General features: G+C 40.5%; 19 protein-coding genes, 9 tRNA genes and 3 rRNA genes. 2 read left to right on the forward strand and 29 right to left on the reverse strand.

What is annotated here, in order from left to right:
* Positions 1-215 precede the first annotated feature (215 nt).
* The 18 genes from glmM to JFU18_RS14745 form a co-directional block, all read right to left on the reverse strand.
* Positions 216-1562: a phosphoglucosamine mutase gene (glmM, locus tag JFU18_RS14660; protein WP_085308606.1), complete on the reverse strand. Its 1347-nt coding sequence runs from the start codon at positions 1560-1562 to the stop codon at positions 216-218.
* A complete protein-coding gene (locus JFU18_RS14665; protein WP_201033560.1) occupies positions 1555-3042 on the reverse strand; it encodes a CdaR family protein in 1488 nt (495 codons plus the stop codon). Before JFU18_RS14665 ends, glmM begins: the two co-directional genes overlap by 8 nt.
* Positions 3035-3856, reverse strand: a complete 822-nt coding sequence (gene cdaA / locus JFU18_RS14670; protein WP_002091475.1) for a diadenylate cyclase CdaA — start codon at positions 3854-3856, stop codon at positions 3035-3037. Before cdaA ends, JFU18_RS14665 begins: the two co-directional genes overlap by 8 nt.
* A gap of 249 nt (positions 3857-4105) precedes the next feature.
* Positions 4106-4999, reverse strand: coding sequence for an arginase (gene rocF / locus JFU18_RS14675; RefSeq protein WP_002029355.1), 894 nt, complete (start codon positions 4997-4999; stop codon positions 4106-4108).
* Positions 5000-5269: 270 nt separating this feature from the next.
* Positions 5270-6415 (reverse strand): glycerate kinase, encoded by a 1146-nt coding sequence (locus JFU18_RS14680; RefSeq protein WP_085308602.1) that lies wholly within the window; start codon positions 6413-6415, stop codon positions 5270-5272.
* A gap of 125 nt (positions 6416-6540) precedes the next feature.
* Positions 6541-6613: transfer RNA gene (locus JFU18_RS14685), tRNA-Ala, on the reverse strand.
* A 10-nt stretch (positions 6614-6623) separates the two neighbouring features.
* Positions 6624-6695 (reverse strand) — tRNA-Gly (locus tag JFU18_RS14690).
* Between the two features lie 5 nt (positions 6696-6700).
* Positions 6701-6776 (reverse strand) — tRNA-Lys (locus JFU18_RS14695).
* A 5-nt stretch (positions 6777-6781) separates the two neighbouring features.
* Positions 6782-6856: transfer RNA gene (locus JFU18_RS14700), tRNA-Gln, on the reverse strand.
* Between the two features lie 65 nt (positions 6857-6921).
* Positions 6922-7005: transfer RNA gene (locus tag JFU18_RS14705), tRNA-Tyr, on the reverse strand.
* A gap of 16 nt (positions 7006-7021) precedes the next feature.
* Positions 7022-7097, reverse strand: a tRNA-Val gene (locus tag JFU18_RS14710).
* 5 nt (positions 7098-7102) lie between these two features.
* Positions 7103-7177: transfer RNA gene (locus tag JFU18_RS14715), tRNA-Glu, on the reverse strand.
* Between the two features lie 24 nt (positions 7178-7201).
* A tRNA-Thr gene (locus tag JFU18_RS14720) sits at positions 7202-7274 on the reverse strand.
* Between the two features lie 4 nt (positions 7275-7278).
* Positions 7279-7353 (reverse strand) — tRNA-Asn (locus JFU18_RS14725).
* A gap of 9 nt (positions 7354-7362) precedes the next feature.
* A 5S ribosomal RNA gene (gene rrf, locus JFU18_RS14730) occupies positions 7363-7478 on the reverse strand.
* Between the two features lie 91 nt (positions 7479-7569).
* Positions 7570-10492: ribosomal RNA gene (locus JFU18_RS14735) — 23S ribosomal RNA — on the reverse strand.
* Between the two features lie 141 nt (positions 10493-10633).
* A 16S ribosomal RNA gene (locus JFU18_RS14740) occupies positions 10634-12185 on the reverse strand.
* Together the 16S, 23S and 5S rRNA genes with 9 tRNA genes alongside form the textbook arrangement of a ribosomal RNA operon.
* A gap of 224 nt (positions 12186-12409) precedes the next feature.
* Complete coding sequence (locus JFU18_RS14745; protein WP_002139933.1) at positions 12410-12628, reverse strand: hypothetical protein; 219 nt, start codon at positions 12626-12628, stop codon at positions 12410-12412.
* A 193-nt stretch (positions 12629-12821) separates the two neighbouring features.
* On the opposite strand from JFU18_RS14745, the gene pdaB reads away from it, so the two are divergent.
* Positions 12822-13586, forward strand: coding sequence for a polysaccharide deacetylase family sporulation protein PdaB (gene pdaB, locus JFU18_RS14750; protein ID WP_002091556.1), 765 nt, complete (start codon positions 12822-12824; stop codon positions 13584-13586).
* Positions 13587-13710: 124 nt separating this feature from the next.
* On the opposite strand, the gene kbaA is transcribed toward pdaB, so the two are convergent.
* Positions 13711-14322, reverse strand: a complete 612-nt coding sequence (kbaA, locus tag JFU18_RS14755) for a KinB signaling pathway activation protein KbaA (protein WP_137056948.1) — start codon at positions 14320-14322, stop codon at positions 13711-13713.
* Positions 14323-14461: 139 nt separating this feature from the next.
* Between kbaA and gerD the strand changes: the two genes are divergently transcribed.
* Positions 14462-15076 (forward strand): spore germination lipoprotein GerD, encoded by a 615-nt coding sequence (gerD, locus tag JFU18_RS14760; protein ID WP_002009716.1) that lies wholly within the window; start codon positions 14462-14464, stop codon positions 15074-15076.
* 53 nt (positions 15077-15129) lie between these two features.
* On the opposite strand, the gene JFU18_RS14765 is transcribed toward gerD, so the two are convergent.
* The 10 genes from JFU18_RS14765 to rplQ form a co-directional block, all read right to left on the reverse strand.
* The gene (locus tag JFU18_RS14765) at positions 15130-16197 is read right to left on the reverse strand and encodes an Mrp/NBP35 family ATP-binding protein (protein ID WP_002029334.1); all 1068 of its coding nucleotides are present in this window, start codon (positions 16195-16197) and stop codon (positions 15130-15132) included.
* 144 nt (positions 16198-16341) lie between these two features.
* Positions 16342-17055 carry an N-acetylmuramoyl-L-alanine amidase CwlD gene (gene cwlD, locus JFU18_RS14770; protein ID WP_085308598.1) on the reverse strand — a complete coding sequence of 238 codons (714 nt, stop codon included), beginning with the start codon at positions 17053-17055 and terminating at the stop codon, positions 16342-16344.
* 66 nt (positions 17056-17121) lie between these two features.
* Positions 17122-17550 carry a DUF2521 family protein gene (locus JFU18_RS14775; protein ID WP_085308596.1) on the reverse strand — a complete coding sequence of 143 codons (429 nt, stop codon included), beginning with the start codon at positions 17548-17550 and terminating at the stop codon, positions 17122-17124.
* A 162-nt stretch (positions 17551-17712) separates the two neighbouring features.
* Complete coding sequence (rpsI, locus tag JFU18_RS14780) at positions 17713-18105, reverse strand: 30S ribosomal protein S9 (RefSeq protein WP_002009728.1); 393 nt, start codon at positions 18103-18105, stop codon at positions 17713-17715.
* 21 nt (positions 18106-18126) lie between these two features.
* Positions 18127-18564: a 50S ribosomal protein L13 gene (gene rplM, locus JFU18_RS14785; RefSeq protein WP_002029337.1), complete on the reverse strand. Its 438-nt coding sequence runs from the start codon at positions 18562-18564 to the stop codon at positions 18127-18129.
* Positions 18565-18716: 152 nt separating this feature from the next.
* Positions 18717-19460: a tRNA pseudouridine(38-40) synthase TruA gene (gene truA, locus JFU18_RS14790; protein WP_002124694.1), complete on the reverse strand. Its 744-nt coding sequence runs from the start codon at positions 19458-19460 to the stop codon at positions 18717-18719.
* 14 nt (positions 19461-19474) lie between these two features.
* Positions 19475-20269: an energy-coupling factor transporter transmembrane component T family protein gene (locus JFU18_RS14795; protein WP_201032304.1), complete on the reverse strand. Its 795-nt coding sequence runs from the start codon at positions 20267-20269 to the stop codon at positions 19475-19477.
* On the reverse strand, positions 20257-21138 hold the full coding sequence (locus JFU18_RS14800; protein ID WP_002124690.1) for an energy-coupling factor ABC transporter ATP-binding protein: 882 nt from the start codon (positions 21136-21138) through the stop codon (positions 20257-20259). Before JFU18_RS14800 ends, JFU18_RS14795 begins: the two co-directional genes overlap by 13 nt.
* Entirely contained in the window at positions 21114-21956 is an 843-nt protein-coding gene (locus tag JFU18_RS14805; RefSeq protein WP_002009740.1) for an energy-coupling factor ABC transporter ATP-binding protein, read from the reverse strand. Before JFU18_RS14805 ends, JFU18_RS14800 begins: the two co-directional genes overlap by 25 nt.
* Positions 21957-22060: 104 nt before the next feature.
* Positions 22061-22423 (reverse strand): 50S ribosomal protein L17, encoded by a 363-nt coding sequence (rplQ, locus tag JFU18_RS14810; protein ID WP_000331490.1) that lies wholly within the window; start codon positions 22421-22423, stop codon positions 22061-22063.
* Positions 22424-22453 lie beyond the last annotated feature (30 nt).

Genomic DNA, 22453 nt, shown 5'->3' on the forward strand with positions numbered 1-22453 from the left:
CGGGAGTCATCCGCCGAAATCTCGATAAACTCCACCTCGTCAACTACACTACTTGTAGTTCTGGCGCTTTTATAATTTACAATATTTCCTTTGAGAAAAAGAACAAGACCATCGTATAACAAACAATATAAATCGTCAATGAAATTTTTTTCATTGTCTATAAAACATATGAAAAAGGAGCACTTTTTGTGCTCCTTTTAAATAAAACCAGCTAATTATTCAGCGCCAACTTCAGCTTTCACAACTTCTACAATACGATGTACATACCCATCACAAATTTCTTGTGTCGGTGCTTCTGCCATTACACGAATAAGTGGTTCTGTTCCAGATGGACGAACAAGAATACGACCGTCTCCATTCATTTCTTCCTCTACAACACGAATAATTTCTTTAATTTTCTCATTTTCTAATGCTAGTTTTTTATCTGTTACACGAACGTTTACTAGTAATTGTGGGAATTTTGTCATCTCACCTGCAAGCTCAGATAATGGTTTTTTCGTCATTTTCATGATGTTTACAAGTTGAAGTGCACTTAACATTCCATCACCAGTTGTAATGTAATCAAGTAAGATAATATGACCTGATTGTTCTCCGCCCAGGTTATATCCACCACGTTTCATCTCTTCCATTACGTAGCGATCACCAACTGCTGTTTTATCACTTGTAATACCGTTTGCTTCAAGCGCTTTGTAGAAACCTAAGTTACTCATAACTGTTGAAACAACTGTATTATGTTTCAATTGACCAGTTTCTTTCATATACTTCGCGCAAATAAACATAATTTGATCGCCATCAACGATGTTTCCTTTTTCGTCTACTGCGATTAAACGGTCTCCGTCACCATCAAAAGCAAGACCAATGTCAGCACCTTTTTCTTTTACTAATTCAGCTAACACTTCTGGATGTGTAGAACCTACTCCAGCGTTAATATTCATACCGTTCGGTGAAGTTCCCATTGTTGAAATATCAGCTTCTAAATCTGCAAATAAATATGGAGCTAAAGAAGATGTAGCACCATGTGCACAATCTAAAGCAATATGTAAACCAGAGAAATCTTCCTCTACAGTTTGTTTAATGTATTGTAAATATTTTTGTCCACCTTCAAAGTAATCACTCACTTGTCCAAGGTTAGTACCTGTTGGACGTGGTAGCTCATCAACTTCTTTGTCTAATAACGCTTCAATTTCTGCTTCTTGCTCATCTGTTAATTTAAATCCATCTGAACCGAAGAACTTAATTCCATTATCTTGTACTGGGTTATGAGATGCAGAGATCATAACACCTGCTTGCGCCCCTAAAGCTTTTGTTAAATAAGCCACACCTGGTGTAGAAATAACACCAAGGCGCATTACTTCCGCTCCAGTTGATAATAGGCCTGCTACTAAAGCTCCTTCTAGCATATGTCCAGATACACGTGTATCACGGCCAATAATTACTTTTGGACGATCTGTATCTTTTGTTAATACATAGCCGCCAAAACGTCCTATTTTAAAAGCTAATTCAGGTGTTAATTCCTTATTTGCAACCCCGCGTACTCCGTCTGTACCAAAATATTTACCCATTATTATTCGCTCCTTTTTCGTTCTCTTTTTGATTATCTACTGTTGGTTCTTGGCTCGTTTCTTGGCCATTTTCTTTTTCTTTTTCTTTTTCTTTTTCTTTATCTTTTTCCTGATCCTTTTCTGGATCTGGTTCAGGATTTTTTGGTTTTTCAGTTTGATTTTCTTGATTGTTTTTTGAATCTGGTTGTTCAATATTACCCTGTACTTCTTTATCCGGCTTTTCTTTCTTCACAATTGTGACTTTAGCACTTTTTTGTTTTGCTTCTATCGAAATATTACCAGGACCACTCACTTGAATAGAAACATCTTTCGTCCCCGGAGATACATTTTGCAGATTAATCGCCGCTGTTATTTGAGCAGCTGTTATTTTATCTACTATACTTGCTTCTCCTGAAATATCAACGCTTATCTTTCCATCTTGTGGCGAAAGTAGCTGCGCAGTAACATCATTCGGAATTCCACTTTTTTGAATCGGGATACCATCAATAGTTTTACTTTTCGTTTGTTTTACCTTTTGTACCCCTACGGAAACCTTCACTTGATTTGGTTTTGCACTTGTTACACCTTTTGGCAATAAAACAGAGGCATCGAATGTTGTAGAATCCGTCAATTGACTAAAATCTACCTCGACCCCCTCTATAGATTGTATATTATCCAAAATGTCTTTTGGACCTGCTATCGTTACTTCTTTTGGTTCAACACTAATATTTGTAACAGCTAAACCTTCTGGTAAATTCCCTTTTTTCGAATATGTTAAAGGAACTGTTTTTTCGACGTTATTTGCTGTAGCTTGCGTCGCCACATTCAACGTTACACTAATTTTAGATGGACTTGTTCTTACATTTAAACGTTTTCCTTCTTTATTGTATAATGTAACTTCGGGTGTTTTTGTAACAGTTTTATTAACACCTTTCAAATCAATATACGCCTTAGCAGATGAAATACTTTCGATTTCTTCTTTCGTCCCAACTACCTCAACAGTATCAGGTTTAATGTTTGATTTTTCGAGAGTAGCACCCGCTGGCATCTGATCCTCATTTGATAATTTTAAGTCTACATGAACATATTTTCTCGCTTTTTCATGAAGAGTAACTTTGATTGTTGCTGGCTGAACTGTCCCCTTCACATCATCTGGAAGCCCGTTCGCTTTTAAAGAAACTTCATAGGTTCCTTTTTGACTATCTCGCAAATCAACTGATATATCAAATTGTTTTTTTGCTTTTGCTGTAGCAACTGCTGATTTTGGACCTTCCAACTTCACCTTAACTCCACCTGATGGAATACCACTTACAATATATTTCTCTTCATCATACTTCAGGGTAATAGGATAATCAGTTAATGTTTCTTTCGTTTCATTTACGAAAGGTAATATACTCGATGTCGTATTTTTTTCAGTTAAAGTTGCTGACATGAAAAGCATACACGCCAATAGTAATGAGATTCCTTTTAAAAACCAATGATTCTCCATTAACTTATCCATGACGCTTTCTCCTCCAATTCCATAAAGACGAAGAAGTCGTTTTTTCATTCCCACTAAATTCTGCTAACAACATGTCCTTCAGCTGTTCTGTCTTCAAATCACGATGTAACTCACCGTTTTTCGTTAAAGAAATTTGGCCTGTTTCTTCCGACACAACTACTGTAATACTATCGGTGACTTCACTAACTCCCATTGCAGCGCGATGCCTAGTTCCTAACTCCTTAGAAATAAATGGGCTTTCTGATAAAGGAAGGTAACATGCTGCTGCTTTAATTGTACTTCCCTGCATAATTACTGCTCCATCATGAAGAGGGGTATTAGGGATAAAAATATTAATGAGTAATTCCGATGATACATTTGCATTTAGCGGAATACCCGTTTCTACATAATCATCCATCCCAGTCTCTTTTGACAAAGTAATTAGTGCACCAATTCTACGTTTTCCCATATATTCCGTTGCTTTAGCTATCGCTGTTGCAACAATTTCAGGCTCATCTTCCCCCTGATTTCCCACACGCGAAAATAAGCTACCCCGTCCTAGCTGCTCAAGTGCTCTTCTCAATTCTGGCTGGAAGATAATAATAACGGCTAAAAATCCCCACGTTAATACTTGTTCCGTTAGCCAATATAGCGTATGCAATTCAAGTAAAATACTAATCATCCGGACGACAATAATAACTGTAATACCTTTTAAAAGTTGCACAGCCTTCGTGCCCCGAATTATAAGAATTAGCTTATATATAATAAACCATACAACAGCAATATCTAATGCCGTACTAAGATATTTCAAAATGGTCGTATCTTCAAAAGGCATGCTAACCCTTCCTCCTACTTACGAGCAATTCTATCCATATATTGAAATATTATTTTATGCTCTATCTGTATGTATTTCCAACAACTAGTTAATTATACCATACATGAACCAAACGACAATTACAAACGCCCCCCCTTTAGCTTAAATTGGTAAGATGTCAAACTTTCTTATCCTACAGTATAATATAAGTCATTATTATACGCCTATTTTCAAATAAAAAAAGCAACTTCTCAGTTGCTTTTCTTACATTTATTTTAGTTTTTCACCGAACAAAGAACCCATTAAAGCAACCGCTGTTGTTGCTGTTCTGTTTCTCTCATCTAAAATTGTATTTACTTCAACAAATTCAGCAGATGTAACAATATCAGCTTCTGCTAACATCTCCATCGCTAAGTGGCTTTCACGATAAGATAGACCACCAATTACAGGTGTTCCAACTCCTGGTGCGTCATGAGGATCAAGCCCATCTAAATCTAATGATAAATGAACACCGTCAGTATGAGATAAATACGCAATTGTTTCTTCCATAACAGCCGTCATACCCATACGATCAATTTCATGCATTGAAAATACTTTAATGCCTTCTTCACGAATAAAGTCCTTTTCTCCTTCATCTAATGCACGTGCACCTATAATTACAACATTCTCTTTTTTTACTTTCGGGTATGCCCCGTATAAATCTACAAGTGAAGAATGTCCATAACCTAAACTTGCAGCAAGTGACATACCGTGAATGTTTCCAGATGGTGATGTTTCTTCTGTATTTAAATCACCGTGTGCATCATACCAAATAACACCTAAATTTTTATAATGTTTCGCCACGCCAGCTAGCGTACCGATAGCAATACTATGATCACCGCCTAATACAAGTGGAAAACGACCTTCTTCTATAATATGATCAACCTTAGTCGCTAGTTCATTACATACAGTTGCAACTTGAGTAAGGTTTCGTAACTTTGTATTTTCATCTACTTCTTTTTCTCTCTCTATACATATATCTCCCATATCTTTTACGTCATATCCAATTTGTTCAATTCTTTCAACTACCCCTGCATAACGGATTGCGCTTGGTCCCATATCAACCCCGCGACGCATCTGTCCTAAATCCATTGGAACTCCAATAACTGAGATTTCTTTTTTCATAGATAGTATCCCCCTTTTATGCCTTCACTAAATATTTTAAATCTTTTATATAGTCTGACTCAACTCGACATTTTTCTGCATGGATATACATTTTATTCACTTATATTTACGTTGGATTCCCGATTTTTAAACTATTCTATGTATAAAGTTAACTTAATGAACCAACTAACTTTTCTATCAGCTAATATTTTTATCCGTGCCTTTCTCCATCAATACCTAGAATTACACAAAATATCCTCAAATAACTGAATTTAAAAAACACTTCTACACTTAGAAGCGTTTTTCTGATGCTAGTTTCCACACTGCTGCAATATTTTTTGCTGTCATTTCGATATTCTCTTCTGCAGCTTTATATGCTTCTTCTAATGTCATTGGGCTAGCCGTAATACTAAACACTGCATCAATTCCCTTTTCGTAAACAGTCGTATAATTCGAGGATACAGATCCACCAATAGCAATTACAGGAATATGACGACATTTCGCCCGCTTCGCGACACCAACAGGAGCTTTTCCATAAGCTGTTTGTTCATCTATCCTTCCCTCACCAGTTACAATAAGATCGGCACCCTCTATACACTTATCAAAATTTGTATAATCTAATACAATTTCAATCCCTTTTCTTAGCTGTCCCTTTAGTACTGCAACGACAGCGGCTCCCATTCCTCCAGCTGCCCCTGCACCAGGTATTAGGGACACATCAAAAGATACGTACTGTTTAAGTATATTAGCATAATGTTTTAAATTCCCGTCTAGCTCTTTCATCATCTCTACATTCGCACCCTTTTGTCTCCCAAATACAAAAGACGCTCCCCTTGGTCCAACTAATGGATTGTCGACATCACATGCTGCTTCTAGCTTTATATCCTTCAAACGTGTATCCATACGAGAAAGATTAAGAGCAGTAATCAAATGCAATGCTCCTCCAGAGGGCTCAATTACTTCACCTTTCCTATTAATAAACTCTACGCCTAAAGCAGACAACATACCTGCCCCACCATCATTTGTAGCACTTCCTCCAAGCCCTAAAATAATGTGTTTAGCTCCTTGATCTAATGCATGTAATATCAGTTCACCTGTCCCTTTTGTCGTTGTAATAAGTGGGTTTCTCTTTTCAATTGGAACGTGTTGTAATCCTGATGCTGCCGCCATTTCAATAAATGCTGTCTCCTTATCCTTAGACATACCATAATAGGCTTGCACACTCTCCCCAAGCGGCCCTGTCACATTAAGTGATATAATTTCCCCCATTGTAGCACCAACAAGAGATTCAACCGTTCCTTCGCCTCCATCTCCAATTGGTACTTTAACATACTCTGCTTTAGGAAAAATTGCTGTAAAGCCCCTTTCAATAGCTTCACATACCTCTATAGCTTTCAGGCTTTCTTTATATGAATCCGATGCAATGACAACTTTCATAATTATCCCCCCTTATTCAATCCCTTTTTTTCATTTTAAACGATATACGGAAAAGTTTCCTTTTTGAGTGGAATTTAAACACAAAAAAAGCTTACATCATTTGATGTAAGCTTTTCCTATTTATATGGAGCCTAGCGGGATCGAACCGCTGACCTCCTGCGTGCAAGGCAGGCGCTCTCCCAGCTGAGCTAAGGCCCCTTAGTAATTAAGCGGAAGACGGGATTCGAACCCGCGACCCCAACCTTGGCAAGGTTGTATTCTACCACTGAACTACTTCCGCGAAAATGGTGAGCCATGAAGGATTCGAACCTTCGACCCTCTGATTAAAAGTCAGATGCTCTACCAACTGAGCTAATGGCTCGTAAATGGCTGGGCTAGCTGGATTCGAACCAGCGCATGACGGAGTCAAAGTCCGTTGCCTTACCGCTTGGCTATAGCCCATTAATATTTACTAGTATGGTTATCTTTTCAAAAAAATAAACCCTCTCAGGTTATTTTAAAGAAAATGGTGGAGGGGGGCAGATTCGAACTGCCGAACCCAAAGGAGCGGATTTACAGTCCGCCGCGTTTAGCCACTTCGCTACCCCTCCGACATTTAAAAATATATGGTGGAGGATGACGGGATCGAACCGCCGACCCCCTGCTTGTAAGGCAGGTGCTCTCCCAGCTGAGCTAATCCTCCAAAAGTGGTGACCCGTACGGGATTCGAACCCGTGTTACCGCCGTGAAAGGGCGGTGTCTTAACCACTTGACCAACGGGCCAAAAAAAAAACAAAACTTTTCCCAAGCTTCCAACCGGGCTTGAACCGGTGACCTCTTCCTTACCATGGAAGTACTCTACCAGCTGAGCTATGGAAGCATAATGGCTCCGCAGGTAGGAATCGAACCTACGACCGATCGGTTAACAGCCGATAGCTCTACCGCTGAGCTACTGCGGAATAATATAAGCCTGGCAACGTCCTACTCTCACAGGGACAAGGTCCCAACTACCATCGGCGCTAGAGAGCTTAACTTCCGTGTTCGGTATGGGAACGGGTGTGACCTCTCTGCCATCATTACCAGACTTTTATCATTATACACATTCTTTTGAGAATGTCAAAAGGAATTTTAAATATATATTCCTTCAAAACTAGATAACATTAGCTTCATATTATATGGTTAAGTCCTCGATCTATTAGTATTCGTCAGCTCCACATGTCACCATGCTTCCACCTCGAACCTATCAACCTGATCATCTTTCAGGGATCTTACTAGCTTACGCTATGGGAAATCTCATCTTGAGGGGGGCTTCATGCTTAGATGCTTTCAGCACTTATCCCTTCCGCACATAGCTACCCAGCTATGCCCTTGGCAGAACAACTGGTACACCAGCGGTGCGTCCATCCCGGTCCTCTCGTACTAAGGACAGCTCCTCTCAAATTTCCTGCGCCCACGACGGATAGGGACCGAACTGTCTCACGACGTTCTGAACCCAGCTCGCGTACCGCTTTAATGGGCGAACAGCCCAACCCTTGGGACCGACTACAGCCCCAGGATGCGATGAGCCGACATCGAGGTGCCAAACCTCCCCGTCGATGTGGACTCTTGGGGGAGATAAGCCTGTTATCCCCGGGGTAGCTTTTATCCGTTGAGCGATGGCCCTTCCATGCGGAACCACCGGATCACTAAGCCCGACTTTCGTCCCTGCTCGACTTGTAGGTCTCGCAGTCAAGCTCCCTTATGCCTTTGCACTCTACGAATGATTTCCAACCATTCTGAGGGAACCTTTGGGCGCCTCCGTTACACTTTAGGAGGCGACCGCCCCAGTCAAACTGCCCACCTGACACTGTCTCCCGGGTCGATGAGACCCGTAGGTTAGAATTTCAATACAGTCAGGGCGGTATCCCACCAGCGCCTCCACCGAAGCTAGCGCTCCGGTTTCAATGGCTCCCGCCTATCCTGTACAAACTGTACCAAAATTCAATATCAGGCTACAGTAAAGCTCCACGGGGTCTTTCCGTCCTGTCGCGGGTAACCTGCATCTTCACAGGTACTATAATTTCACCGAGTCTCTGGTTGAGACAGTGCCCAAATCGTTACACCTTTCGTGCGGGTCGGAACTTACCCGACAAGGAATTTCGCTACCTTAGGACCGTTATAGTTACGGCCGCCGTTTACTGGGGCTTCAGTTCAGAGCTTCGCTTACGCTAACCCCTCTCCTTAACCTTCCAGCACCGGGCAGGTGTCAGCCCCTATACTTCGCCTTACGGCTTCGCAGAGACCTGTGTTTTTGCTAAACAGTCGCTTGGGCCTATTCACTGCGGCTTTCCGTTAAGAAAGCACCCCTTCTCCCGAAGTTACGGGGTCATTTTGCCGAGTTCCTTAACCAGAGTTCTCTCGCACACCTTAGGATTCTCTCCTCGCCTACCTGTGTCGGTTTGCGGTACAGGCACCTTTTATCTCGCTAGAAGCTTTTCTTGGCAGCGGGGAATCAAAGACTTCGCTCCATAAGGAGCTTCCCCATCACAGCTCAGCCTTCACGATAAGCGGATTTGCCTACTTATCAGCCTAACTGCTTGGACGTGCACAACCAATCGCACGCTTCTTCTATCCTTCTGCGTCCCTCCATTGCTCAAACGATAAAGAGGTGGTACAGGAATATCAACCTGTTGTCCATCGCCTACGCCTGTCGGCCTCGGCTTAGGTCCTGACTAACCCTGAGCGGACGAGCCTTCCTCAGGAAACCTTAGGCATTCGGTGGACGGGATTCTCACCCGTCTTTCGCTACTCATACCGGCATTCTCACTTCTAAGCGCTCCACCAGTCCTTCCGGTCTGACTTCACTGCACTTAGAACGCTCCCCTACCACTGATACCATTGGTATCAATTCGCAGCTTCGGTGGTGTATTTAGCCCCGGTACATTTTCGGCGCAGAGTCACTCGACTAGTGAGCTATTACGCACTCTTTAAATGGTGGCTGCTTCTGAGCCAACATCCTAGTTGTCTAAGCAACTCCACATCCTTTTCCACTTAATACACACTTTGGGACCTTAGCTGGCGATCTGGGCTGTTTCCCTCTTGACTACGGATCTTATCACTCGCAGTCTGACTCCTAAGGATAAGTCATTGGCATTCGGAGTTTGACTGAATTCGGTAATCCGATGAGGACCCCTAGTTCAATCAGTGCTCTACCTCCAAGACTCTTACACTTAAGGCTAGCCCTAAAGCTATTTCGGGGAGAACCAGACTATCTCCAGGTTCGATTGGAATTTCTCCGCTACCCACACCTCATCCCCGCACTTTTCAACGTGCGTGGGTTCGGGCCTCCATTCAGTGTTACCTGAACTTCACCCTGGACATGGGTAGATCACCTGGTTTCGGGTCTACGACCACGTACTAAACGCCCTATTCAGACTCGCTTTCGCTGCGGCTCCGCCTCTTCAGCTTAACCTCGCACGGGATCGTAACTCGCCGGTTCATTCTACAAAAGGCACGCCATCACCCATTAACGGGCTCTGACTATTTGTAGGCACACGGTTTCAGGATCTCTTTCACTCCCCTTCCGGGGTGCTTTTCACCTTTCCCTCACGGTACTGGTTCACTATCGATCACTAGGGAGTATTTAGCCTTGGGAGATGGTCCTCCCAGATTCCGACGGAATTTCACGTGTTCCGCCGTACTCAGGATACATTCAAGAGAGAACGAAGTTTCGACTACGGGGTTATTACCCTCTGTGACGGACCTTTCCAGGTCGCTTCGTCTACCTCGTTCCTTTGTAACTCCGTATAGAATGTCCTACAACCCCAAGAGGCAAGCCTCTTGGTTTGGGCTAGATTCCGTTTCGCTCGCCGCTACTCAGGAAATCGCATTTGCTTTCTCTTCCTCCAGGTACTTAGATGTTTCAGTTCCCTGGGTCTGTCTTCCATACCCTATGTATTCAGGTAAGGATACCATACCATTACGTATAGTGGGTTTCCCCATTCGGAAATCTTCGGATCAAAGCTTACTTACAGCTCCCCGAAGCATATCGGCGTTAGTCCCGTCCTTCATCGACTCCTAGTGTCAAGGCATCCACCGTGCGCCCTTTCTAACTTAACCAAACTAAAAAAAATATGAGCTACACTGTTATCTAGTTTTCAAAGAACATACATTTAAACTTGAGAGATAGTTCTCTCAAAACTGAACGAAACAAAACAAGTCAACGTTTATTGATGAACTGCGTTCATCAATTCTCCATAGAAAGGAGGTGATCCAGCCGCACCTTCCGATACGGCTACCTTGTTACGACTTCACCCCAATCATCTGTCCCACCTTAGGCGGCTGGCTCCATAAAGGTTACCCCACCGACTTCGGGTGTTACAAACTCTCGTGGTGTGACGGGCGGTGTGTACAAGGCCCGGGAACGTATTCACCGCGGCATGCTGATCCGCGATTACTAGCGATTCCAGCTTCATGTAGGCGAGTTGCAGCCTACAATCCGAACTGAGAACGGTTTTATGAGATTAGCTCCACCTCGCGGTCTTGCAGCTCTTTGTACCGTCCATTGTAGCACGTGTGTAGCCCAGGTCATAAGGGGCATGATGATTTGACGTCATCCCCACCTTCCTCCGGTTTGTCACCGGCAGTCACCTTAGAGTGCCCAACTTAATGATGGCAACTAAGATCAAGGGTTGCGCTCGTTGCGGGACTTAACCCAACATCTCACGACACGAGCTGACGACAACCATGCACCACCTGTCACTCTGCTCCCGAAGGAGAAGCTCTATCTCTAGAGTTTTCAGAGGATGTCAAGACCTGGTAAGGTTCTTCGCGTTGCTTCGAATTAAACCACATGCTCCACCGCTTGTGCGGGCCCCCGTCAATTCCTTTGAGTTTCAGCCTTGCGGCCGTACTCCCCAGGCGGAGTGCTTAATGCGTTAACTTCAGCACTAAAGGGCGGAAACCCTCTAACACTTAGCACTCATCGTTTACGGCGTGGACTACCAGGGTATCTAATCCTGTTTGCTCCCCACGCTTTCGCGCCTCAGTGTCAGTTACAGACCAGAAAGTCGCCTTCGCCACTGGTGTTCCTCCATATCTCTACGCATTTCACCGCTACACATGGAATTCCACTTTCCTCTTCTGCACTCAAGTCTCCCAGTTTCCAATGACCCTCCACGGTTGAGCCGTGGGCTTTCACATCAGACTTAAGAAACCACCTGCGCGCGCTTTACGCCCAATAATTCCGGATAACGCTTGCCACCTACGTATTACCGCGGCTGTCGGCACGTAGTTAGCCGTGGCTTTCTGGTTAGGTACCGTCAAGGTGCCGACTTATTCAACTAGCACTTGTTCTTCCCTAACAACAGAGTTTTACGACCCGAAAGCCTTCATCACTCACGCGGCGTTGCTCCGTCAGACTTTCGTCCATTGCGGAAGATTCCCTACTGCTGCCTCCCGTAGGAGTCTGGGCCGTGTCTCAGTCCCAGTGTGGCCGATCACCCTCTCAGGTCGGCTACGCATCGTCGCCTTGGTGAGCCGTTACCTCACCAACTAGCTAATGCGACGCGGGTCCATCCATAAGTGACAGCCGAAGCCGCCTTTCAATTTCGAACTATGCAGTTCAAAATATTATCCGGTATTAGCCCCGGTTTCCCGGAGTTATCCCAGTCTTATGGGTAGGTTACCCACGTGTTACTCACCCGTCCGCCGCTAACTTCATAAGAGCAAGCTCTTAATCCATTCGCTCGACTTGCATGTATTAGGCACGCCGCCAGCGTTCATCCTGAGCCAGGATCAAACTCTCCAATAAAGTTAGTTTGTCTAGCATCTAAAAATAAAAATTGACGTTCACGTTGTTTGTTTCGTTCAGTTTTCAAAGAACTACTTGGTCGCTCATTTGCGACTTCCTTATGTTAACATCTTCATTTTTCGATGTCAACTAAGTTTTTCAATTTCTTTTTTGCCGTTTTCTGCGTTTCTGCATCAGCGACGTTTATTAATTTATCATATACTTATTCTTAACGTCAATACTTTTTAATAAAAAATTCTTTTTCTTACATAACGAATACATTCTTCCCTATTAGCAACTCTCCGAAATAAACAAAAAATGATTTTATACCTTTCTTCCATCGCCTTTTTTACAACGCTATGTATACGCTCATCTTCAAAATCAAATAAAAGTTCCTCTAACTCTCTCTTCAGTATGTATTCCATTTCTTTTTTCTCTTCCTTCGTCAACATAATCCCAAGCAAATTATCACCCCAATAACTCCTTACGTGTACCGATAAACGCCCCACTCATTTTCAATTATCAATAATGTATCATCAAAAAACAAAATTCTATCCCTCATTATATCCACCACTTACGATATTAATCCCTTGTTCTCTTTTTTTAATTTAAAGCATATATGTAACTGAAAAGGATTGGACAAAGGGGCGTAATATTATGTTTTTCTTTTTTATTACGAGTAAAAGAACATTTAAACACATTAGCTTAATAATCGTACTTTCCTTATTTACAGCATGGCTACTCTTTTTAAAAACATATTCACATGAATCTGCTTTTTCAACTGCTACTGGCCCTAAAGTGATTTACAAAGGGGACACTGCAAAAAAACAAGTTGCATTCACGTTTGACATTAGTTGGGGGGACAAAAAAGCTATTCCAATCCTTAATACACTCAAAGAAAGAGAAATTAAGAATGCAACCTTCTTTCTCTCTGCTGCATGGGCTGAAAGACACCCTGATATTGTCGAACGCATCATGAAAGATGGACATGAGATTGGTAGTATGGGCTATAATTACACATCCTACACTTCACTAGAAGCAAATGAAATACGACGAGATCTTTTGCGGGCACAAGATGTTTTTACGAAACTTGGCGTAAAACAAGTCAAGCTATTACGTCCACCTAGTGGCGATTTTAACAAAACAACTCTTAAAATAGCGGAATCACTCGGATACACCATCGTTCATTGGAGTAACAATTCAAATGACTGGAAAAATCCCGGCGTAAATAAAATCATTTCCACAGTCTCTAGCAATTTAAAGGGTGGAGATATCGTCTTATTACATGCTTCTGATTCTGCCCTTCAAACAAATAAGGCTTTACCATTACTCTTACAAAAATTAAAGAGCGACGGATATGAACAAACATCTGTATCACAACTTATTTCCAACACAAGTACAAAAAGTGAAGATATTAAGTAGTTCCTTTCTACACGGTTCTTCACACATAAAAAGCTCTGCTATCTTTTGTTAAGATAGCAGAGCTTTTTTATCCTAGCATTTACAGACGATAAGAATCTGGATAATTAAAAATCCACTCTCCTCATTAAGCTGACTTACTCTTTTGTCCAATTAAGCGATGCAATACAAGTAACTGATATGAATTACATAATAAAAGTGGTATCACCATTAAATATAACCAATCCGTATCATTAATCCGGAGCGCTGGTACCCATTCAAGAATTGTTACAACAACCATAAAGAACAGAGCGGGAACAAATGCTTTTTTATTCGTTTCTTTACTCTTTATATAAGCGACAATTGCCCCAAACACAAATAACATCCCAGCAACAAGTATGTTATTCCCTAATGAAACTTCCCCATTTGCAACAAGTACTGACCTTAAATAAACGAAATCAAATAATACGAACGCAATAAAGAACAGTTGCACTGTATTCCATAAAGAAGATGACCGAAACATCCCTAATCCAAAACGATGGATCGTTAAATACGCAAAGAACCCCATTTGACTTATAACACTAAAAATAAATCCTACGCCCATCAACCAAAAGGAAATTGCTAAAATCTCTTTTCCGTCGAAATTTTGAAAAAATTTAGCGTACTTGTCCCACTCTAAAACAAAACCAACAAAGACTGTGCTAATCCCACCAAGAAACAACGTCTTAAAAAATAGTCGTACCCACTTGCGGCTATTCACAACACATCCCCCATTATTCTTATATTTCTAATTAAATTGTAACAATGACAATTTCAAAAAGCTAGCCATGTTAATGTATAAATTCCTTAAAGAGATTTATATTAAAAAAAGAGAACTTTGCTGAAAGGAGCTCCAACTTATGAAACGGATGCTGCTCGTTTTGATTTCTTCTTTTCTATTTATAGCACTAGCGGCATGTGCACAAGAAAAAGAAGCAAAATCCGAACTTGATTATGATCAAACAAAAAAAATGATTGTTGATATTTTAAAAACCGATCAAGGAAAAAAAGCGATCCAAGATGTATTAACTGATGAAAAAATGAAACAAGCACTCATACTAGATGAAACAGTAGTAAAGAAAACGATTGAAGATGCACTGGTATCTGAAAAAGGGCAACAATTCTGGGAAAAGCTCTTTAAAGACCCTGAGTTCTCATCGAAATTTGCTAAAAGTATGGGAAAAGAACAAACAAACTTAATGAAAACTTTACTAAAAGATCCTGAATACCAATCAGGTGTTATAGAGATTATGAAAAATCCTGAAGTAGAGAAAATTATGTTACAAACAATGAAGAGTAAAGAATATCGTCAATATTTACAGCAAGTACTAACTGAAACTGCCGAAAGTCCTCTCTTCCAAGCTAAGATGATTGACATCATTAGTAAAGGTGTACAAAAAGCCGAAAAAGGTGGGTCTGATAAGAAAGGCGCAGGTGGTGAAGGCGGTTCTCAAGATGGGAACAAAGAACAATAATAAAAATTATAGCACTGAGTGGACAATGTATATATTGTCCACTCATTACTACTTTAGTTTTGCGCGACAGCTGTTTTATCAATAACTGTCTCAGCTATCGTACGATAAATGAGACCCGTTGTATGTGTATCTTCATATACTGAAGGCGCAAAGTCCTCTTTATTCCAATCAGGTTGTTGAAGTGGAATTCGGCCAAGTATATCCGTTTGGAGTTCCGTAGCCAATTTATCTCCTCCACCTCTTCCAAACACATACTCTTTTTCACCAGTTGCTTTACTTTCAAAATACGCCATATTTTCAACAACACCAAGAATACTATGTTCTGTACGTAAAGCCATGGCTCCAGCGCGCGCTGCTACAAATGCCGCTGTTGGATGCGGCGTTGTTACAATAATCTCTTTACAAGCCGGCAACATCGAATGTACATCTAAAGCAACATCACCCGTACCTGGTGGTAGGTCCAATACTAAGTAATCTAAATCACCCCACTCTACTTCTGTGAAAAAGTGATTTAACATTTTCCCAAGCATCGGTCCTCTCCAAATAACAGGTGCGTTATCTTCTACAAAGAATCCCATTGAGATTACTTTCACGCCTAGACGCTCCACTGGTATTATCTTATCACCTCTTACGATTGGACGTTTTTCTATACCCATCATATCCGGTACACTAAAACCGTAAATATCCGCGTCGATGATACCAACCTTTTTGCCTAAACGAGCTAAAGCAATTGCAAGGTTAACAGAAACAGTTGATTTCCCTACTCCACCTTTTCCACTTGCCACTGCTAAAAATGTTGTATTTGAGTTCGGTGATAATAAGGATTCACTTTTCTCTTCCTCTTGCGGTGGTGCAAACTGAGCTAATTCCTCTTCTGTAAATTCTGCAAAACGAAGTCCAACTGTTGTTGCTCCAAGTTCTTTTACTAACTTTACAATTCCAGACTGCAACTGCATTTGTTCCGCTGTACCCGTCTTTACAATTGCAATTTTAACACTTACATGTTCCTTCTCAGGCTTGACTGTCACCTCTTTAATTGCATTTGTTTCTTTTAACGTTTTATGTATAAACGGATCTACAATCCCTTCCAATGCTTCCACTACCTGCTCTTTTGTTACCATAATTAGCCCAGCCCCCTGTATGAAAAATAACGTATTGTTAATTAAATTTATCTCTCTTTATTTTTGAAATAAATGCGTTTACATTTCCAGTATAACATATTTTCGGAAAACTTCGTTAACGAGAGAAACTCGAAAAAATCCTCCTTATTCTGGAGGATTTCCTTTTTCCGTAAAATAACGTAATATACCGCGATATATTGCAGCAGCTACTTTTTGTTGGTATTTCTCCGAATTTAACATATATCTTTCATTCACATTCGATAAAAAGCCAGCCTCAATTAAAGCACCTGGTGTTTTGGCATACTTCAATAAATACACGTGAGGAATTGTTTTAGCAGAACGATTCGTATTTTCTAAGCTTGTTCTCAATTCAGCTTGTATAAATTTCGCAGCCCGTTCATTTTCAATCGAAGAACGATAGTAGAACGTTTGTGCGCCCTTAGATCCACTACTAGTTAGGGCATTTAAATGAATACTCGCAAAAAAATCTACATCAGGCTTATTAATGATCTCAACACGCTTTTTTAAATCCTCTGCTTTACGTCTACTATATGACTTTGTATCTTTATTAGCTAAATCATAATCTCCTTCACGCGTTAAAATAACTAAAGCACCTTGTTCTTGTAAATAATCTTGTACCTTTTTTGTAATCTCAAGTGTAATATCTTTTTCTACAATATCCTTTCCACCAACAGCCCCTCCGTCTGGCCCACCATGCCCAGCATCTAGCACAATCACTTTCCCTGATAAGGGTAAATTCCAAGCTCGCCACGATTTTGTAATTTGAAATTCTTGTTTAACTAAAAAAAACAAAATAACCGCAGCGAGCGCAAAAGAGATAATTCGAATTCTCTTCATACCTTTCCTCCTCCAGCTAGTCCCTCTAATTACTTATATGGGACAAGAGGAAAGTTTATGCTTGTCTTAGTGTAGCTTTAATCGATATCTTCTTTCGCCTTTTTCATAGCCTTCCTGCCACCACAAGCCGATAAACTGCTGGCAAGATTCAAAAAGCAATTCCTCGTCTTGCAACTTAATTTCACGTATAGTCATACTCGTTAAAAATTGAAATAGCGTTTCAGTTAATTGTTGTTCTTCTTCTAAAGCCCTATATTTCACATCAAAGAATGATTCGCCATGATAACCAAATTTACTGTATCTCGCTCCTAATAAATAAGATTCTATCCCTAGTTCAATGCAATAATCTTCATACTGACGATGAAGTTCTTGCATCTGAAAGGCATCACGAATATTTAAACGCAATGTTTTTAATGATAATTCTCGCAGCATCTTCCGCTCGTATTTTAACTGCTTTTCTTTTTGTTTTTCTTGTAAGCTGATAATGACATTCATAGTACTTATAAACCTCCCTAATACGTATTAGTCTAAACTTCTAAAGAAGAAGCATACGTAGGACGGTAGCACTAAAATATTCCAAGCTAAAAAAATTACAAAAGAAGAATTAAACATAAAAAAACCCCAACCAAAATGGTTGGGGTTTTTAGTTCGCAAAAATTAACGTTTTGAGAACTGAGGTGCACGACGTGCGCCTTTAAGACCGTATTTTTTACGCTCTTTCATACGTGCGTCACGAGTTAATAGACCCGCACGTTTTAATGTTAGACGGTATTCTGGATCAGCTTTTAATAAAGCGCGAGAAATACCGTGACGAATAGCACCAGCTTGACCAGTGTATCCACCACCATTTACGTTTACAAGTACATTGTAGTTACCTAAAGTTTCTGTTGCAACTAGAGGTTGTTTCACTACTTCACGTAATGCAGCAAATGGGATATAGTTTTCAAAATCACGACCGTTAATAATAACGCGTCCTTCGCCTGGAACTAGGCGTACGCGCGCTACTGAACTCTTACGACGTCCAGTGCCATAGTATTGAACCTGTGCCAAAGTAAGCCCTCCTTTAATTAATTATCCGCGAAGTTCGTAAACTTCTGGTTGTTGTGCTTGGTGTGGATGCTCTGCTCCAGCATACACGTTTAATTTCTTAGACACTTGACGTCCTAAACGTCCTTTTGGAAGCATGCCTTTAATTGCAAGCTCTAACATTTGTACAGGGTAGTTTGTACGCATTTCTAGAGCTGTTCTTTGCTTAAGTCCACCTGGGTGGTTAGTGTGACGGTAGTAAATTTTATCGTTTAATTTATTACCTGTTAAATGAATTTTCTCAGCGTTAATAATAATTACATGATCACCCGTGTCAACGTGTGGTGTAAATGTTGGTTTGTGTTTACCACGTAAAATGGATGCTACTTCAGTAGATAGGCGACCTAAAGTTTGACCTTCAGCATCAACCACATACCATTTACGCTCAACTTCGTTAGCTTTTGCCATAAAAGTCGTACGCATGTGTTTCCCTCCTCGTTATCTTTTCCATAGAAAAAATCTATTGTTTATCTTAAACACGATTTCCTTCCGGGGCTAATCGTGGTTTTAGAAACAATACCATATGTTATGATATACTTTTGAGTTTCTAATGTCAAGCAAATGTTACACCAGGATTAGTTGTTATAGTTTACCTGCCATAAGTAAAGTCCATGACCTGGAGCCATCTTTCCAGCAAACTGGCGATTTTGTTTCGCTAAAATCTCTGGAATACTATCCGGATCAAGCTTTCCTTGACCTACGCTAAGTAACGTACCAACAATAATTCTGACCATATTATATAAAAATCCATTACCTACAAAGCGAAAAATTAATTCATCGTCTTGCTCAATTAATTCAATTTCATAAATTGTTCGCACTTTATCTTTTTTGTCAGTTTTTGCCGAACAAAAAGAAGTAAAGTCATGCGTTCCAATAAAATAAGGAATCGCTTTTCTTATAGAGTTTATTTCGAGCGGATATGGATATTGATATACGTAATTTCTACGGAATACATCCGCAGTCTTTGATAATAATACACGATAGCGATATTCTTTTTTCTCGACACCGTAACGTGCATGAAATTCTTCTGTTTTCTTCTCTACCTGCCTGATAATAATATCATCCGGCAACATTGTATTTAAAGCATTACTCCATTGCCACTCTTCAAGAGACAAAGGTGTATCAAAGTGTATCACTTGTCCTTTGGCGTGAACGGTAGAATCCGTTCTGCCTGATGCCTGCACACGAACAAGTTCTCCTTTATGCAACTTCTGCAATGCTTTCTCTATTTCTTGTTGAACAGTCCGATGCTGTGGTTGAATTTGGTAACCACAAAAATGAATGCCATCATATGCAACTGTACATTTTATTCTTTCCATTTCTCTATTCTCCATTACGACCGCACCCATGCCAAAATACAAGCTAAACAAAGTAAGCTTACAATTGTTACTGTATCACTTATTTTCCAGCGTAGTTGCCTAAATTTAGTACGTCCTTCGCCACTTTTATATCCACGAGATTCCATCGCAATCGCCAAGTCCTCTGCACGCTTAAAAGCACTGATAAATAATGGAACGAGTAGTGAGATAATAGCTTTCATCCTATCTTTTATCGGTCCCCCGGCGAAATCAATGCCACGTGACGCTTGTGCTTTCATAATTTTACTCGTTTCATCCATTAATGTCGGGATAAAACGTAGTGAAATTGACATCATTAATGCGATTTCATGAACAGGAACTTTTATACGCTTGAACGGCTTTAATAACGTCTCCAACCCATCTGTAATTTCAATAGGTGTCGTCGTTAACGTTAATAATGTCGTCATCAAAATAATAACGAAGAATCGTATAGAAATGTATATCCCTTGCTCTAATCCTTTTTCATGTATCGAAAACCAACCAAGCTGGAATAGTACTTCCCCTTCTTTATTTGTAAAAATATGCAGGAAAAATGTAAAAAGAAAAATCCACAGAATTGGTTTTAAGCCCGAAAGTATATAACGAATCGGCACTTTTGCAAAAAATAAAGCAATGAGTGCATATAAAAATAAAAATCCATATGAAATCGCATTATTTGCTAAGAAAACAACAAATACATATAAAAAGACAATCAACAGCTTCGTACGAGGATCAAGTTGATGAATGAGTGACTGACCTGGAATATATCTCCCAATAATCAACTGCTGCATGATTCATGACCACCTTTTCGTAACACCTGTACAACTTCATGAGTAAGATCCTCTAAAGATAAGGTAGCCTTCGAAATTGAAATACCAAACTTCTCTTCAATTGCACGTTTATACTTTAAAGACATTGGAAGATCCACACCGATTTGTTCTAATTCATCAGCATATGAAAATACTTCCTCTGCTCTTCCTTGCAAAAAGACCGTTCCTTTATGCATGACCACTATTTGATCTGCATACTTAGCGGCATCCTCCATATTATGGGTAACAAGAATGACTGTAAGCCCCTGTTCCTTATGCAAATTGTAAAACATCTCCATGAGCTCGTGCTGTCCTTTTGGATCAAGCCCTGCTGTAGGTTCATCTAATACAAGCACTTCGGGTTCCATCGCAAGTACGCCTGCTATTGCAACACGCCTCATTTGCCCACCGCTTAATTCAAACGGAGAACGTGCTAATAACTCTATGTCCAATCCAACAAGCTGGATCGCATCTTTCGCCTTTTGTTTTGCCTCTTCTTCAGATACACCAAAATTAGTCGGTCCAAAACAAATGTCCTTTTCAACTGTTTCTTCAAATAGTTGATGTTCTGGAAACTGAAAGACAACCCCTACTTTTTTTCGTAGCGGCTTAAGCTTTTTCTCTTTCTTCCCTGCTGAAATTAAATGTTCACCAATTTGAACCGTACCATTTGTCGGCTGCAATAAACCATTTAAATGTTGAATCATCGTCGACTTACCTGAACCAGTATGACCGATAATGGCATAATAGCCCCCACTTGGAAACGACACGTCTACATCATAAAGTGCGCGTCTTTCAAATGGAGTTTTATATTGATAACGATGTTCTACTTTTTGGAATGTAATCTCCAAAGTTCGTTCACCAAGCTTTCCATTGTAAGATGCGTATTTTGCAAGTGAATTTCATTTCTTTTTAATAATTCTGCTATTTTCACCGAAAAAGGTACATCTAATCCAATCTCTTGGAGCATATGAGAGGATTTGAAAATTTGCTCTGGAGTACCTTCCTCTAATATTTCTCCCTTGTTCAAAATAATAATACGGTCTGACTGTGCCGCTTCTTCTAAATCGTGCGTAATCGATAATACCGTAATACCCTTTTGATCAACAAGTTGTCTGACCGTTTCTACTACTTCACGTCTCCCCTGAGGGTCTAACATTGAAGTTGCTTCATCTAGTATTAAAATAGATGGTTGAAGTGCTAGAACACCTGCTATTGCGACTCGCTGCTTTTGTCCACCAGATAATGAATGGGGTTCTTCATTTAAAAAATCTTCCATACGGACAAGTTGCAGAGCTTGTTCTAGTCTTTCTATCATCTGCTCCCTTGGCATTCCGATGTTCTCTAGGCCGAATACAACGTCATCTTGTACTGTCGTTCCAACAAATTGATTATCTGGATTTTGAAATACCATGCCAATTTGCTTTCGAACATCCCATACTGTTTCCTCTGATAAAATCATTGTATCATTTAAAGTAATTTTCCCTGATTCCGGTAAAAATAAGCCATTCAATAATTTTGCAAGTGTAGACTTCCCTGAACCATTTTGTCCAATAACAGATACCCATTCTCCTTCATATAAGGAAAACGAAACATCTTTTAATGCATAAGAGGCTGCCCCAGGATATTGAAATGATATATTTTCTGTCCGAAGTTTCTCTTTTTTCAATACAAGGCACCCTTTCTTTCATCAAGTTAGCCTATTTTTATACTTAAAAAAAAAGGGCCATGACCAGTTACTTGAAAAGAACTGTCCTGCCCTTTTAATCATCATTATACTAACTCGATAATTACCATTGGTGCTGCGTCTCCGCGACGTGGACCAATTTTTGCAATACGAGTGTATCCGCCTTGGCGCTCAGCATAGCGTGGAGCTACATCAGCGAATAATTTTTGAAGTGCATCTTGACCAGTCTCAGCGTTAGCAACCTCATTACGGATGAAAGCTGCTGCTTGACGACGAGCATGAAGATCTCCGCGTTTACCTAAAGTGATCATTTTTTCCACTACAGAACGAAGTTCTTTTGCACGAGTTTCTGTCGTTTGGATGCGCTCGTTGATAATTAAATCAGTAGCTAAATCACGTAACATAGCTTTACGTTGCGCACTTGTACGGCCTAATTTTCTGTATGCCATTCGTAGTTCCCTCCTTTGTTGATGGGTTTA

The sequence above is a fragment of the Bacillus sp. TH22 genome (assembly GCF_016651015.1).
Lineage (GTDB): Bacteria > Bacillota > Bacilli > Bacillales > Bacillaceae_G > Bacillus_A > Bacillus_A mycoides.